This window comes from Plantimonas leprariae, assembly GCF_008802405.1.
In the GTDB taxonomy this organism is placed as follows: Bacteria; Pseudomonadota; Alphaproteobacteria; order Rhizobiales; family Rhizobiaceae; genus Plantimonas; species Plantimonas leprariae.
Genome location: NZ_VZDO01000014.1, coordinates 90,937 through 104,503, shown reverse-complemented (window position 1 = coordinate 104,503; position 13,567 = coordinate 90,937). Strand labels below are relative to the sequence as shown.

Below are 13,567 nucleotides of genomic sequence, written 5' to 3'. Positions count from 1 at the left end.
ACCAATGAAATGGCAGGCCGGACATGGAACATGACCATGCCGGCCCACTCCGTAGCTTATTGCGGCGCCTGCCCGGGCTCCATGACGATCCGGGGATCGCGGCGGCGCATCGAGGGCATGCGTAGCGCCTCAACCGAGCGGGTCGCCGACACGGTCTTGCTGCGGCCTGCGATCATCATCGGGATGCTGGCGAACATGGCGACGCAACTGATCGCCATGACCGGACCGATGCTGGGGTTCTCTTCGACAGCCGTCGTATAGAACACCAGCCAGTACTGGTAGAAGAAGATCGGCGGGGCAAACGTGAACAGAAACGCGCCCAGCCAGCCGAGCGATCGGAAGCTGGTGGTCTCGTAGCGGTCGCCATCGTTTACGGGCAGCATATCCATCTCCATTGTGATGCAGGCTTCCAAGATCCGCCGTCGTTAGTTCGCGTCCCGCACGCGGCATTCGGCGAACTTCGCCGCCTCGGCGCCAGTGACAGTCGTCGTCTTGCGCTCGCCCGCAGGAATTCTAACCGCTTCGCCCGTCGCGACGCCGAGATCCTCACGATCGGCATCGGCGAGCGTGCACTCGACCGTCGCCATAACGTCCTTCTTCGTCCTGTTGAGCACGGTCACAGCAACGTCGGAGCCCTGTTTGCCGGGCAGGATGTTGTCGACGCGGATCGCGATCGGTTCCTCCGTCACGAAGTCGGTCGGCTTCAGGTCGAGGTCGGCACCTTCCTGCGCTCGTGCCGGCGACGCGAGGGCCAGGGCTAGCGACGTCATCCCGGCGACGGTGAGGAGGCGGCGAACCCTGGTCGATCGTTCGGGTAGCATGAGCGGTACCTGCGGAAAACGTGGCGCAACCATGCCACGGACGGCTTGCACCCGCCTGTTGCGGTCGCAGCCGTCCCCGGTCGACCACGATGCCGCGGGAACGCCAAAACTACGATTGGCTTTCTTCCACGGTGATCACGGAGGACACGACGATGTCGAACACACCGACGCTGCCGGACGCGGACGTCGCGGAGCCGATTCCGCAGGAGGAATATGACGACGATCTCGTCGGCGTGCCGGACGAAGAGAGTGGAGTCGGGGCTGACCTGCCGGAACCGGAGATCGTCAACGGCCATCCGGACGGCGGCTTGGAAAGGCCGGTCTGACGCAAAGCGACCCTGCGGGCGAGCATGCCGCCCGCAGGACTTGATGATCGAGATCTAGAGCGCTTCAGTGCCGATCACGGACGCTCAGGCCGAGAACGAAGCCAACGAAGCCCGCAATCAGCAGCGCCGAAAGCGGATTGTCGTGCACCTGCCGGCGTACCGCTTCGCCACCGTCGCGAGCATAGGCGCCGGCGTTACCATAGATATCAGAGGCATATCGCCCAGCTTCATTCGCCGCTTGCCGGACGGCATCGCGGCCCTGGCCGTAAAGGTTTTGCGCGTTGCCTTCCGCTTCCCGAAGGCGGCCCTCGGCGGAATTCTCATCGGAGCCAACAGCATCGCCGTAGGCTCCCTGCACCTTGCCGCCGAATTCCTTCGCGGCCCCTTCAAGACGGTTCTTGTCCAAGCTCGATACTCCTATCGCGGCGGCAAATCGCCAAACGCTCAGGACGAAAATTCAGATCCGACGGAATGGTTCGCCGGAGTAGTTGTTGCCATATACCTGCTCGACAGCCCGTTTGAATGCCGCGAGCGAGATCTCGATTTCGGGCCAGTGGGTGTTGCTAAGCCGCAGCCGCGCGATCCGCCCCTCGCTGAAGCCGAGCATCCAGGCGTCGCGTTGGCGCTGGTGTCGGCCCGGTGGTATCGGACACATCCAGGCGCCGCAGTCGAGCGCTGATCCAACGAAGCGCCCGGCTCGTCGTGCTGCTGCAAAACCCGCGTCGCCCATCCCTATGACTCTCAGGACGACGCTGGAACGTCGCCGAACCGCGCCACGACACGCTCGTCCGTATCAAGAACCAGAACGCCCAGACAATCCTGAGCGTGATGCTCGGCGGCATGGATCGCCTCCGCTCGGCCGGTGATCGACACGTCCTCGATGGCGCGGCCGGCTCCAACGGCGTGAAAGCGGCGGATCAGGTAGCGTCGATGCGGCATGCGGTAGTCGAGTCCCATGGCGATGTCGTTGGCTGAACTGGGTCGAGAGCGAACCAGATGCCGGATGCTGCAACGCAACTGTGCCGGAAGTGTTCACTCGACTTCGCTGGATGTGGCGCACGTCCAGTGATGGCCAATGTGGGGAAAACTGACCGTTGAGCAGGAACGTAATGCAGGAAGGCGCCGCGGCGTTCGGGCACGGTACGCCGCTGGAAATAAATCCTTACGCCGGCAGCGCCGAGCGCTGGCTCGAATGGCGCCAGGGTTGGGAAGAAGCCGCGGCGTCGGCCGATTGCCCGGCGCAAACGCAACCGAAGAGGCCGAAATGACGACGATTAAGGACGACCCGATCTTCCGCTCGCCGAATGGCGACGACTGGCTGATCCGCACTGACCCTGAAACCAGCAAGATGAGCGTTGTGCATCGGCCGAACGCGTCCTCCGGCGGGCAGGAGAGCGTCATGCCGGTCGATGAGTTCCTGGAGCGCGGCGGACATTCGCCGGAGGTCGAGATGGTGCGAAAGGCGCTGCAGGCGACGAGAGGATAGCGCTGCGAAGGTGGCCGCTGGAAGGTGGGGCACCCGTTCCAGCGGCCCTGTCGTTCAGCCGAACATCACCACGGCGATAGGCGTGGCGATCACAATCATCCCGAGCATCGTCCCGGCGAGGATGCCGAGCGACGGCGAGCGGTTTGGCGAATGCATTGGAACCTCCGTTGCAGTCGTTTCGCTGTCCGTGATGCTGGAGGGTCAAGGTTAAGCGAGAGTTAATCCTGCGCGGAGAGAGGGGGTCGGCTGCCCTGCCCGTCGCGCGTGCTAGTGGTCGCCGTCGCCAACCAGACGACGTGGCGAGCGCCGCCGCGCTTGCCGTTGGCGCAAACGCGAGCGGTCTTGGCGGCGAACCCGGCCCGTTCGAGCCGTGCGGTGAAACTCGGGTCCGGTGCGGCAGACCATACGGCCAGGACGCCGCCGGGACGCAGCGCCCGTCGCGCCTGCTGAAGTCCAAACGAACCGTAGAGCGCGTCGTTCGCCGAACTCGTCAAACCGTCCGGCCCGTTGTCGACGTCGAGGAGGATCGCATCGAAGCTCGAGCGTTCCGCAGCGATAGGACCAGCGACGTCACCATCATGGATGATGACACGAGGATCGACGAGGCTTGTCGCGAACACGCTCGACATCGGCCCTCGCGCCCAGCCGATCACCGCCGGCACCAGTTCGGCGACGGTGACGCGGGCATCGTCGCCGAGGGCGGCGAGCGCGGCACGCAGCGTGAAGCCCATGCCGAGGCCGCCGATCAGCACATGCGGTCGCGGCCGACGCGTGAGACGCTCGCAGGCCAGCGTCGCCAGCGCCTCCTCGGACCCGCTCAAACGGCTGTTCATCAACTCGTTGGCGCCGAGCATGATCGAGAACTCGGTGCCCCGCTGCATCAACCGCAGTTCGTTGCGGCTGCCGGGCACCGCGGCGCGATCAAGGCAGATCCAGGGAAGCACGTTCGGTCGTTCCGCTTCGCATGCCACTTTCTTTGCGTACCAACGCTCAAAACAGATCGAGCTGGAAGCGTTTCGAGATGCCGAGACCGAACGTATACTGGTTCTCGTCGCCAGCCTTCACGATCGGCGAGTCCTTCGCGTCGCCGACGAAGCGATTCCAGGACGCGTCGGCATTCACGAACCAGGCCGGGCGGAACTCGTAGCGAGCCGACGCCGCGGCGCCGACGGTCTTGAAGCCGCTCTTCGGATCGTAGTCATCGAAGCGGCCGCCGGAGCCAATCGATTCGGCGGGCGAAACGCCGAAGTAGTCGTTCATATATTCGCCCGAGGCGAAGGTCGCGACCGGACCGGCCTTCACCTGCAGCGTCTGCAACGGGCGGGCCACGAGGCTGGCGCCGAGGTCGCCGACGATACCCTCCGCGCCGCCGAAGGCGTAGCGTGCCGCGCCGTAGATCTCTGCGTAGTTCCATTCGTAGCCGAGACGGACGCCGGCTTGATAGGTCGTATCGACGTCCCGTAATCCTTCGAGCTCGTCGTAGTCGCCGGAGTCGCGCTTGCCGACATAACCGAACGAGGGACCGATCGAGAAGCCGCCGCGCTGCGGATCTATGCTGCCGAAGGAGAACAAACCCGGGACGCTGAGGTAGTCGAGGTTGACGATCGGGAACGGACTGAACCGGTAGTCCTTCGATCCTTCGTACTGCGGCACGACACCGCCGCCGGCGCCGAGCTCGATGACGACGTCTGTGTCACCTGCTTTTGGAGCTGCATTGCCTTCGAGGTCAGCCGCAGCCGCGGCACCGGTGCCAAGAACCGCAAGCGTGCAAAGGACAAAGGTCGTTCTAGACATGCGAACTCTCCGACGAAGCTGACTGTGGCTACTCGTCCAGACGGCCACTCTCGCAGGAACCTCCTACCAACAACCAACCGCCAGCGTTGCGTTGGCATTTCGAAATGTGCGGCCTGTCGGCTTGCGCGCTTGCTCAACGACTTGCACGTCCGTTGGACAGCTGGGCTGGCGCTATCCGTGATGGTTCCAGCTAACGGCGGCAGGATGCGAGGCGCTTCAAGAATTGCAGCTGACGAAGCCGATCAGTCGATAATCTGCGGCAACGAACAAAGAGCCTCAGCATCGATTTTGCGAAACGTGATTGGCTAAGCCAACCTGCGTCTGGGCATCATGCCGCGGTGGCGATACGCGCCGTCTGGGGAGGGTCCGATGAAGGAAAGCAAAGGCAAACCGAAGAAAGCACAGCCGCCGAAACCGAACGCTTCGCAGCCAAGCCTCAAAGGCGCCGCGGCGGCACCGCCCAAACCCAAGAAGTAGCGACGATCGGGCACCGTCGCGCGAGAAGAAGCTCGCACTACGTCCACCCGATGCAAGCCGTCACCGTCTGGCACGATGGATCCTGCCCGCTCTGCTGTCGCGAAATCGCGTTGATGCGGAAGCTGGACTGGCGCAGGCGCATCCGCTTCGTCGACGCCACCAGCGACGACGCAGCCTGCCCGCTGGACCGCGCCGAGCTGCTCGCCCGCTTCCATGCCGAGGAGAACGGACAGATGCTGTCAGGTGCGGCGGCATTTGCAGCCATGTGGCGTACGATCCCGCTGCTGCGTCCTCTCGGTCTCGCGGCACGCTATCCACTGGTGCTGCGGTTGCTGGAGCGCGGCTACGTTCACTTCCCGCGGGTTCGGCCGTGGCTGCAAGAGTTTGTTGCCCGCTTTCCATAACTTGAACAGATAGCGCTGTTCGCAACGCGCCTATCCGCTGAACCGATCGTTCCCATATGCCGGCCGCCCGCATCACGGTGAGGCGCCATGCCTTGTGCTCGGCGGACTGTTAGTGCGCGTCGGCCTGCTTCGGCGCCGGGCGGACGGTGCGGCGGTCGAGGGTGCGGAGCGTCGGCCGGATGGTGCGGATCTTCGGCATCCGACACTCAGATCCCATTGTCTGAGGATTGCTGCCGCTGCGAATGCAGAGCCGCAACAAGCCTATCACGGACCCGGTTCGGGCTTTTCGTTCTTCTCGATCCGTGACACGTCCGCGTCTTCGCTTTCCTCGATGTCCTCGGCCTCGTCGCTGCCGACCACCGTTTCGGTGACAACGCCGGCGTCAGCATCGCCTTCGCCGTGAAAGGCGCCCGGCACGACCTTCGTGGTATCCTTGGGATCGCCCATTTCTATCTCCGTTGCTTCCCACGCAATCGAACGGCGAAGCCTTCGTTCCCAGTGCATGCGGCCGCGGTGTGCGGGACGGATCACGGGATCGTCAGGACGCCTAGGCCTTGCCCTTCGAGCCGAACCTGCACTCAAGCATCGGAACAGTCGGCAACGGTACCCTCAGCGCAGACCCGCTGCGAGAATGACGATGACGAGCCGCTACCGCCCGAACGAGCCGACCAGTCCCGTCCCGCTCGATGTCCTGTCGCTGCTGATGCGCTCGGAAGAGGCGCGTGTCGCGGAGATCGTCCGGCAGCTTTCCGGCGGCCAGCGCGCCGCTCTGGCGGTCTACTGCTTCGCTCGCGCCCACATGCGTAGCCTCGGCCTCCAGATCGCCCGGCACTGCGAGGGGCGGACCCTCGTCGCCGTCGGCGGTCCGATGGGGCAGACGATGGCCGATCAGGTCGAGAGCGGCGAGGCGTTCGACGTCGGTCCGTACCAGCACGGCACGCGGAAGGTGACGCTCGCCCGGTTCGCGGCCTGATCACTGACCTTTGCATCGCGAACTGGCGGCCGCCGGTAGATAGTCCATTGAACGCATTTGATGGGAAGGGACGCCCATGAACATGCCGAACAGCCAGTTCTACCGCGAGCGCGCTGCCGATACCGCGCGTGAGGCCGCGACAACCCTTGATCCGACCGTCCGCCAACGCCTGCGCGAGGTCGAGAACGCTTGGCTCATCCTCTCCAAAGGCGCGGCAAGCGTCGAAGCGGAGCGGAAGAAGCGCTGACGGACCGCGGGTGATGACGGACGCCCTGGGCAGTCGGTCACAGCGACATGCGGCGATCGTCACCTACCTGATGGCGATACCGATCGAGGACATCCGGGACATGCTGAAGCAGCCCGGCGATCTGGAGGATCGGTTGCGTGAGCACGTGCCCGACTTCTCGCTCGGCGAGTTCGTCGCGGCGCTGAAAGAGGTCGCCGACCGGCAGCAGCATGAAGCCGACGATCTGTTGGCTGAAGCAGAACGGTTATCGGCGAGGCGCTGAGCAGTTTTGCACTGCGGATGGTAAGGATCTGAGTTGCCGGCATCGCCTCCATTGCCGGACATCGTGTCGCGTCGCGCAACGTCAGCTTCGGCGTAGGCTATCCCCCCACCGCGGCCTGCGTCCCGAACACCGCCAGGCCGCGTCGAGCGGTGCCGCTGTTTCACGACCAGCGGCGCCGCTTTCGCTCAGTCGAAATTAGGAACCCTTCGCTGGCTGACGGATTCGCCCTTCGATCCAGGGAGGACACCGTCGTGACTGCAGCCGAGACGATATCCGCGTTCGAACGCAGCCTGATCACCGAAGACGAGGCGATTGAGCAGGCGATGGCGGATGACCTGAACGATCTCTATCGGCGAGCCGTACTCGAACTGGCTCCGCATCTGGTCGCCCAAGCTATCCATTCCCGCCATCTGCCATGCTGATCACGTACACGCCGCCTGAGCAGCGCAAAGACCGGATCGACCTCCGGCCGAAGCCTGAAGTTCAATCGCCACCTGCATCCGCGTCGAAGTGCTGATCGTGGGGGTGTTGGTAGGACTACCCTCGAATTAGGTCGATACGCTGTCGCAGCTTGCCAATCCCGGCCCAGGCATCGTGCTCGGCATGACGCAGGCGCGCTGGCAATGTCTGGACGTCGAACTGGTTCGGGCGGATGCCTGCCGTGAGTTCATCCCAGCCGATCGGCACCGACACGGGCGCCCCGGCGCGGGCACGGGTCGAGTACGGCGCCACCGCCGTCGCGCCGCGACCGTTGCGCAGGTAGTCGATGAAGATGCGATCCGCCCTCGCTCGCTTCGCGACGTTTGCCGTGTAGCGGTCGGGGCTGTCCTTCGCCATCGCCTCGACGACGTGCTTTGCGAACGCCTTCGCCGTCGCCCAGTCGACCTTCGGCGCAACGGGCACGACGACGTGCAGGCCCTTGCCGCCCGAGGTCTTCACGAAGCTCTCCAGCTTGAGATGTCGCAGTCGTTCCCGCACCTCCAACGCGCCTTCCACGACGGCGTCCCATGTCAGGCCCTCATCTGGATCGAGGTCGAAGACGATCCGGTCCGGGTGCTCGATATCCTTCAGCTTCGAGCCCCAGGGGTGGATCTCCAGCGACCCGGCCTGCACCAGCGCGACGAGACCGTCGAGGTTGCGGATCGACAAGATCTCCTCACCTGCAATCGTCTGGCGCTGGACAGCCTCGCCGATGCCGTCCCAAGCGTGCTTCTGGAAGAAGCACTTGCCACCGATCCCGTTCGGTCCGCGCAGCAGCGACAGCGGCCGGTCGACGACGTGCGGCAAGATCCAGTCGGCGACCTCGGCATAGTATTCGGCGAGCCCCTGCTTCGTCAGCCCGACGTCCGGCCACAGCACACGGTCGGGATGCGTCAGATCGAAGGTATGCGACGCGATGGGCGACGGCGCCTTCGCTGCGGCACTAGCACTCGCCTTCGGCGATTCACGGATCACATCGACGGCGTCCTTGTCCTCGCGCAAGCCCTTGTATGCTGCATGCCGCAGCAGCCCATCGGCGGTCCAGCCGCGCAGCTCCACCTCCGCGACGAGCCGCGGCTCGACCCAGCGCGCGCCGCGGGCCGCATCCACCGAGGGCTTCGCCGCGAACGGTGCGGTTGTCCGCTTGATCGGGTCGAGGGCTGCCCAGAGCTCGCGTGCGACCCGATCGGTGAACCCGGTTCCCGCCCGGCCGACATACACGAGCTTTCCGTTCTCGTAGTCCCCAAGGATCAGCGAGCCGACCGCCTTGGGCGATGTCGTCGAGGGAACGAAGCCGGCGATCACGAACTCCTGGCGCTCGATACACTTGGTCTTCAGCCAGTGCGTCCCGCGTCCTGGCCGGTAGGGCTGGTCCTTGCGCTTCGAGACGATACCCTCAAGACCGAGCCGGCACGCGTGCCGCGCCATCGCGACGCCGTCGTCGTCGATGTGCTCGCTGAAGCGGACCGAACCGCCTGCGGGAACGTCGTCCAGCAGTGCGGCGAGCTGCGTCTTCCGCTCGACGAGCGGCGTCGCCTCGAGGCTCGAGCCGTCAACGTAGAGCAGATCGAACGCGTAGAAGACCATCCGGTCGGATCGACCGGCGCTGATCGCCTCCTGCAGCAACGAGAAAGACGAGATGCCGCTCTCGGCTTCCACCACGACCTCGCCGTCGATCAAGGCGGAGCCGAGCTTCAGCTCTCTCAAGCCGTCCGCGACGGCGCCGAACTTGCTTGTCCAGTCGAGCCCCTTGCGCGTCAGGAGCTTCACCGAATGCCCGTCGATCCGCGCCTGCAGCCGGTAGCCGTCGTGCTTGATCTCGTGCAGCCATTCGGGACCCGCTGGTGCCTTCTCGACGAGGGTGGCGAGGCTCGGCTCCAGGAAGACCGGCAGCAGCGCCTTCTTCGCCTTCGGCACCCTCGCACGCGGCGATGACGGCTTCGCCGCGGCCACCTTCCGGCGTGCCGCATGGTCCTTCCGGATCGCGCCGCCGGCAGCGAGTTCCGCGTTGGTTCGACCGGTCAGGATCGACGTCAGTTCCGCGTCGACCAGCTGCTTGCCGCCGACGCTTGCGAGAGCGTGCTCGTCATCGACTTTGACCAGCAGCCACTGCTCCTTCTTCTCCTTCGCCCGCGGCCGCATCCGGATCAGATGCCAGCCGCCGCGCAGCCGCTCGCCTGCAAGCGTGAAGCTGAGATGCCCCTTGGCGATCGCCGCCTCGGCGTCGCCATCGGGCGTCCAAGTGCCGTGATCCCAGACGATCATCGTGCCGCCGCCGTACTCGCCGTCCGGGATGACGCCCTCGAAGGAGAGGTACTCGAGCGGATGGTCTTCGGTATGGATCGACAGGCGTTTGTCGGCGGGATCGAGGCTCGGGCCTCGCGTCACCGCCCAGCTCTTCAGGACGCCGCCGAGTTCGAGGCGCAGGTCGAAGTGCAGACGGCGCGCATCGTGCCGCTGGATCGCGAAGCGATGCCCGACAGCGCGGCTGCGCTTGGCCGCCGGTTCCGGGCTCTTCGTGAAGTCGCGCTTCGCCTTGTAGGCTGAGAGCTTCCCGGCGGCGGTCGACCGAGCCGCTGGCCCCTCTTTCCTCGCGACAGCCGCAGGCGCCACGGCGATCAGCTCGCCTTACGCAGCGGCGCCTCGGTCTTCTTCGGCGTCGATGCCTTCGCCGAGCGTTTCGACTTTGCGGGGGCGGAGGACGCCGACTGCTTCTTCGACGCGGCAGACTTGCCGCCAGTCTTCGTCGCGCCCCCCTTGCCGCCTTCCGCGGCGATGCTCTTCTTCAATGCGTCCATCAGGCTGACGACGTTCGACGAGTTCTCGCGGACCTTGCCGACCTTCGGCGCCTTGCCTTTCTGCTTCGAGGCGACGAGATCGAGGACCGCCTGCTCGTAGCGGTCCTCGAACGCGGTCGGGTCGAAGTCGCCGGCCTTCTTGTCGATGATGTGGACAGCGAGTTCACGCATCTCCCGCGGCAGCTCGACGTCCGGCAGGTTCTCGAAGAACGCCTCGTCGGGGCGGATCTCGTACGGATAGCGCAGGACGGTGGCGAGGACGCCCTTCCCGTGCGGATCGAGCAGCACCATGCGCTCGCGGTTCGACAGGACGATCCGGGCGACGCCGGCCTTGCCCTTCTCCTGCATGGCGTTGCGGATCACCGCGAAGGCTTCCTGCGCGACCTTGTCCTCGGGCGCCAGGTAGTACGGCGCGTCGAGGTAGCGCTCGTCCACCTGCTCGCGTGGCACGAAGCTCTCGATCGAGATCGTGTGGGTCGACTCGATCTTGATCGCGTCGAGTTCCTTGTCCTCGACCACGACGAACGAGCCCTTGCCGACCTCGAAGCCTTTCGCCTGCTCGTCCTTGTCGACCACCTCGCCGCTCTCGGCATCAATGAACTGCCGCTTCACCCGGTTGCCGGTGGCCTTGTTGATCGTGTGGAAGGCGACGCGGGCGGTCGATGTCGTCGCTGGATAGAGCCCAACCGCGCAGGACACGAGCGACAGCTTCAAGTAACCCTTCCAGGTCGGCCGAGCCGGCATCGGAAACTCCCGTACACGATACTTGCAAACCGCGACGCGAGGACTCGGCGATGAGTCGCTCGCGCCCGCCGGTGAATCGAATGGACTCGCTCACGAGTCGTTCCGGAAGTAAAAAAGTGGATATTCCTCCGATCCTGTGGATGGCTTACGAGCGGTTACTTGACTCTGAAAGGGATCCGAGTCCCCCGCGGGAACAGCCGTCTCTTTTTGCTCGTGCTGATATTGGGGACGTCAGAAATTCTGCCGATTCCCGATGCATTCCAAAACGAACATATGCAACACGGGCCAGCGAACTCGAAAGCGCACTCGCCGCCGGCCGAAGCGGCCGGGCAGTAGCGGCAATCCAAGTGGAACGGCTCAGAAGTTGCGAGCGGAGAGTTTAGGATTATCCTCGGTTGCGCCGCACGATAGGTGCCAGCCCAAGGATCAGCATTGAGCCGGCGGCGGCGGCAATCGCGGCGTAGCCGATGACCGTGCTCGGTCCGGCGGCGTCGACCAAGACGCCGCCGATGACGGCCCCGGCGGCGATCGCGATCTGGAACGCGACGAGTAGCAGCGCGCCGGCGCTTTCCGCATGATCCGCGGCGGCCTTCGTGTTCCAGGCCGAAATCGAGACCGGGAACGCGCCGAAGGCGAAGCCCCAGGCGGCCGTCGCGGCATAGGCCAGCGCTTCCGACGCGCCGGCGACGAAAAGGGCGGCGGCCGCGACCGCGATCAGCAGCGATGCGATACCCACCGCCAGCGAACCGCTGCGCTCCGACAGCGCGCCGCCCGCGATGTTGCCGAAGAACCCACCGACGCCGAAAGCGAGGAGCGCCAGCGAAAGGCCGGCGACGTCCAGCCTCGACACCCGCTCGAGGAACGGCCGCATGTAGGTGAAGCCGGCGAAATGGGCGGACACGACGAGAAGAACGGTCACGAGGCCGAGCAGTATCGTCGGACGCTTCAGGACGGCGGCGAAGCTGCCGAGGCCGGGCGCGGCGGCCGGCGGCAGCTTCGGCATGCTGAGAAGTTGCGCGAGGAGCGCCAGCACTCCACAGCCGGCCGCCGCGGCAAAGGTCAGCCGCCAGCCCCAGAGACTGCTGAGGTAGGCGCCGAGCGGCGCGGCGCAGACGGTCGCGATCGAGACACCCGTAAAGATCAGCGCCATCGCTCGGGGCAGAAGCGGTGCCGGCACCAGCCGCAGCGCCAGCGCCGCCGCCAGCGACCAGAAGCCGCCGAGCGCGATACCGAGCCCCATCCGGGCGACGAGCAGCATGGCGACGTTGGTCGACAGCGCCGCGACAAGGTTCGACGCGACGAGCAACGCGCTCAGCGCCCAGACCACGAACCGGCGATCTATGCGCCCGGTGCCAATGACAACCGCCGGCCCGGCGATCGCCGCTACCACCGCGGTTGCCGTAACCGCTTGGCCCGCTGCGCCGTCGCTGACGCCAAGGTCGAGCGCCATGGGCGTCAAGAGGCTGGCCGGCAGGAACTCGGCCGTCACGAGACCGAACACGCCGAAAGACAGCGAGGCGACCGCCGGCCAGTTGGCGCGGCCGGCCTCCGAACCTTCAATCGAGGCGTATGAAGCGCCCTCGGAAGAGCAGGCACAATCCGTCACGTTCGCAACTCCGGTCGTAGGGAGCGCGAAGATGGCCTTGTCGGCTTGGAGTATCCATGCTGTAAAAGCCGAAATGCTTGACGTTTCCTCCGACTTCCCAGAGCTCTCGCCCGCCGATCCGCTGACCGCCATCCTTCGCGGCCTTCGTTTCGAGGGCGTCGAATACGGCCGCTGCCGGATGGCCGGCGACTGGGGCTACCTCTTCGCCGCCCAGGAGGCAGAGACGCGCTTTCATTTCGTCGCGCAGGCAGGATGTTGGCTGCGCGCTTCCGACGGAGCGTGGATCCAATTGAGGCAAGGCGACGCGATGTTAGTTCCGCGAGGTGCCGAGCATGCCCTCGCCAGCGCTCCCGACGTGCCGCTGCAGCTGTTTCCGCGTTGGGAGTGCCACCGCATCTGCGACGACGTGTTCGACTTCCAGTCCGGGAGCGACAGCGACGCCACGGTCCTGTTCTGCGGCTCGATGCGGGTCAGCCTGGATCCGCTGCATCCGCTGCTCCGCATGATGCCGGAGATCATGCGGGCGGACGAGATGCTGCTGAAGGAACCGGCCATCCCGCATCTCCTGGAGGCGATGAACGCGGAGATGTGCCTCAGCCGCATCGGGGCCGGCGGCATCCTCGCAAGGCTCGCCGACGTCCTCGCCGCGAAGATCATCCGGGCCTGGATCGAGCATGGCTGCGGCGACGCGACGGGTTGGATCGCGGCGATGCGCGATCCCGATCTCGGCCGCGTCATCGCCGCGGTCCACGCGGCGCCGGAGCGGGACTGGACCGTTACGGAACTGGCGAAGCTGATGGGCGCGTCGCGCTCTGGGTTTGCGGCCAAGTTCGCGGCCGTTGTCGGCGAGTCGCCCGCGCGATACGTCGCGCAGGTGCGGATGCATCAGGCTCGGCAATGGCTGTCGCGCGATGGTGTGCGGGTGTCCGAAGCAGCTCGCCGGCTTGGGTTCGAGTCCGAGGCGACGTTCAGCCGTGCCTTCAAGCGCATCATCGGAGCGCCGCCAGTGCAATTCAGGGCGCGAACGACGGCCTCGGCGACCGGGTTGCCGACGACGACGTCTCCGGGGGTGACTGCCCGCGACCGGGCTGCGTAGACGGAAGCGGTGGCCACCGCCGGCAGACTTCCTGAGCCGCAGTGGCCCGACGT

The 13,567-nt window shown here is 65.6% G+C and carries 20 protein-coding genes; 9 read left to right on the top strand and 11 right to left on the bottom strand.

Annotated features, from left to right (window positions below; all coding sequences use genetic code 11):
* Nucleotides 1-56: 56 nt before the first annotated feature.
* Both F6X38_RS16755 and F6X38_RS16750 read right to left on the bottom strand, forming a co-directional pair.
* Complete coding sequence (locus F6X38_RS16755; protein WP_150971605.1) at nt 57-413, bottom strand: hypothetical protein; 357 nt, start codon at nt 411-413, stop codon at nt 57-59.
* 12 nt (nt 414-425) lie between these two features.
* Nucleotides 426-770, bottom strand: coding sequence for a hypothetical protein (locus F6X38_RS16750; RefSeq protein ID WP_150971604.1), 345 nt, complete (start codon nt 768-770; stop codon nt 426-428).
* A gap of 203 nt (nt 771-973) precedes the next feature.
* On the opposite strand from F6X38_RS16750, the gene F6X38_RS23460 reads away from it, so the two are divergent.
* A complete protein-coding gene (locus F6X38_RS23460; protein ID WP_161992796.1) occupies nt 974-1,147 on the top strand; it encodes a hypothetical protein in 174 nt (57 codons plus the stop codon).
* Between the two features lie 64 nt (nt 1,148-1,211).
* On the opposite strand, the gene F6X38_RS16745 is transcribed toward F6X38_RS23460, so the two are convergent.
* Genes F6X38_RS16745 through F6X38_RS16740 form a run of 3 tightly spaced genes read right to left on the bottom strand, consistent with a single transcriptional unit; the run spans nt 1,212 to nt 2,104 of the window.
* Nucleotides 1,212-1,553 carry a CsbD family protein gene (locus F6X38_RS16745; RefSeq protein WP_150971602.1) on the bottom strand — a complete coding sequence of 114 codons (342 nt, stop codon included), beginning with the start codon at nt 1,551-1,553 and terminating at the stop codon, nt 1,212-1,214.
* 51 nt (nt 1,554-1,604) lie between these two features.
* Nucleotides 1,605-1,877 carry a hypothetical protein gene (locus tag F6X38_RS23455; RefSeq protein WP_161992795.1) on the bottom strand — a complete coding sequence of 91 codons (273 nt, stop codon included), beginning with the start codon at nt 1,875-1,877 and terminating at the stop codon, nt 1,605-1,607.
* An 11-nt stretch (nt 1,878-1,888) separates the two neighbouring features.
* Nucleotides 1,889-2,104 carry a hypothetical protein gene (locus F6X38_RS16740; RefSeq protein WP_150971600.1) on the bottom strand — a complete coding sequence of 72 codons (216 nt, stop codon included), beginning with the start codon at nt 2,102-2,104 and terminating at the stop codon, nt 1,889-1,891.
* Between the two features lie 152 nt (nt 2,105-2,256).
* On the opposite strand from F6X38_RS16740, the gene F6X38_RS23450 reads away from it, so the two are divergent.
* Both F6X38_RS23450 and F6X38_RS16735 read left to right on the top strand, forming a co-directional pair.
* Nucleotides 2,257-2,415, top strand: a complete 159-nt coding sequence (locus tag F6X38_RS23450) for a hypothetical protein (RefSeq protein ID WP_161992794.1) — start codon at nt 2,257-2,259, stop codon at nt 2,413-2,415.
* On the top strand, nt 2,412-2,633 hold the full coding sequence (locus tag F6X38_RS16735) for a hypothetical protein (RefSeq protein WP_150971598.1): 222 nt from the start codon (nt 2,412-2,414) through the stop codon (nt 2,631-2,633). Before F6X38_RS23450 ends, F6X38_RS16735 begins: the two co-directional genes overlap by 4 nt.
* Before the next feature lie 218 nt (nt 2,634-2,851).
* On the opposite strand, the gene F6X38_RS16730 is transcribed toward F6X38_RS16735, so the two are convergent.
* Nucleotides 2,852-3,577 (bottom strand): polyamine aminopropyltransferase, encoded by a 726-nt coding sequence (locus tag F6X38_RS16730; RefSeq protein ID WP_150971596.1) that lies wholly within the window; start codon nt 3,575-3,577, stop codon nt 2,852-2,854.
* A gap of 46 nt (nt 3,578-3,623) precedes the next feature.
* On the bottom strand, nt 3,624-4,427 hold the full coding sequence (locus F6X38_RS16725) for a MipA/OmpV family protein (RefSeq protein WP_150971595.1): 804 nt from the start codon (nt 4,425-4,427) through the stop codon (nt 3,624-3,626).
* A gap of 527 nt (nt 4,428-4,954) precedes the next feature.
* On the opposite strand from F6X38_RS16725, the gene F6X38_RS16720 reads away from it, so the two are divergent.
* Nucleotides 4,955-5,308 (top strand): thiol-disulfide oxidoreductase DCC family protein, encoded by a 354-nt coding sequence (locus tag F6X38_RS16720; protein ID WP_150971706.1) that lies wholly within the window; start codon nt 4,955-4,957, stop codon nt 5,306-5,308.
* Nucleotides 5,309-5,572: 264 nt separating this feature from the next.
* On the opposite strand, the gene F6X38_RS16715 is transcribed toward F6X38_RS16720, so the two are convergent.
* Nucleotides 5,573-5,839, bottom strand: a complete 267-nt coding sequence (locus F6X38_RS16715) for a hypothetical protein (protein WP_150971593.1) — start codon at nt 5,837-5,839, stop codon at nt 5,573-5,575.
* 100 nt (nt 5,840-5,939) lie between these two features.
* Here F6X38_RS16715 and F6X38_RS16710 point away from each other — a divergent pair, with 100 nt between their 5' ends.
* From F6X38_RS16710 to F6X38_RS23445, 4 genes are all read left to right on the top strand, one after another.
* Nucleotides 5,940-6,281 carry a hypothetical protein gene (locus tag F6X38_RS16710; RefSeq protein ID WP_210248894.1) on the top strand — a complete coding sequence of 114 codons (342 nt, stop codon included), beginning with the start codon at nt 5,940-5,942 and terminating at the stop codon, nt 6,279-6,281.
* Between the two features lie 76 nt (nt 6,282-6,357).
* Complete coding sequence (locus F6X38_RS23715) at nt 6,358-6,528, top strand: hypothetical protein (protein ID WP_202618002.1); 171 nt, start codon at nt 6,358-6,360, stop codon at nt 6,526-6,528.
* 13 nt (nt 6,529-6,541) lie between these two features.
* Nucleotides 6,542-6,790, top strand: a complete 249-nt coding sequence (locus F6X38_RS16705) for a hypothetical protein (protein WP_150971589.1) — start codon at nt 6,542-6,544, stop codon at nt 6,788-6,790.
* Nucleotides 6,791-7,041: 251 nt separating this feature from the next.
* Complete coding sequence (locus tag F6X38_RS23445) at nt 7,042-7,212, top strand: hypothetical protein (protein WP_161992792.1); 171 nt, start codon at nt 7,042-7,044, stop codon at nt 7,210-7,212.
* A 115-nt stretch (nt 7,213-7,327) separates the two neighbouring features.
* Here F6X38_RS23445 and ligD read toward each other — a convergent pair whose 3' ends face one another.
* From ligD to F6X38_RS16690, 3 genes are all read right to left on the bottom strand, one after another.
* Entirely contained in the window at nt 7,328-9,883 is a 2,556-nt protein-coding gene (gene ligD / locus F6X38_RS16700; RefSeq protein ID WP_150971587.1) for a DNA ligase D, read from the bottom strand.
* Between the two features lie 5 nt (nt 9,884-9,888).
* Nucleotides 9,889-10,812 (bottom strand): non-homologous end joining protein Ku, encoded by a 924-nt coding sequence (gene ku, locus F6X38_RS16695; RefSeq protein WP_150971585.1) that lies wholly within the window; start codon nt 10,810-10,812, stop codon nt 9,889-9,891.
* 385 nt (nt 10,813-11,197) lie between these two features.
* Nucleotides 11,198-12,550, bottom strand: coding sequence for an MFS transporter (locus F6X38_RS16690; RefSeq protein WP_150971583.1), 1,353 nt, complete (start codon nt 12,548-12,550; stop codon nt 11,198-11,200).
* Between F6X38_RS16690 and F6X38_RS16685 the strand changes: the two genes are divergently transcribed.
* Nucleotides 12,492-13,514: an AraC family transcriptional regulator gene (locus F6X38_RS16685; protein ID WP_150971581.1), complete on the top strand. Its 1,023-nt coding sequence runs from the start codon at nt 12,492-12,494 to the stop codon at nt 13,512-13,514. The genes F6X38_RS16690 and F6X38_RS16685 overlap by 59 nt on opposite strands.
* The last annotated feature ends 53 nt before the right edge of the window (nt 13,515-13,567 follow it).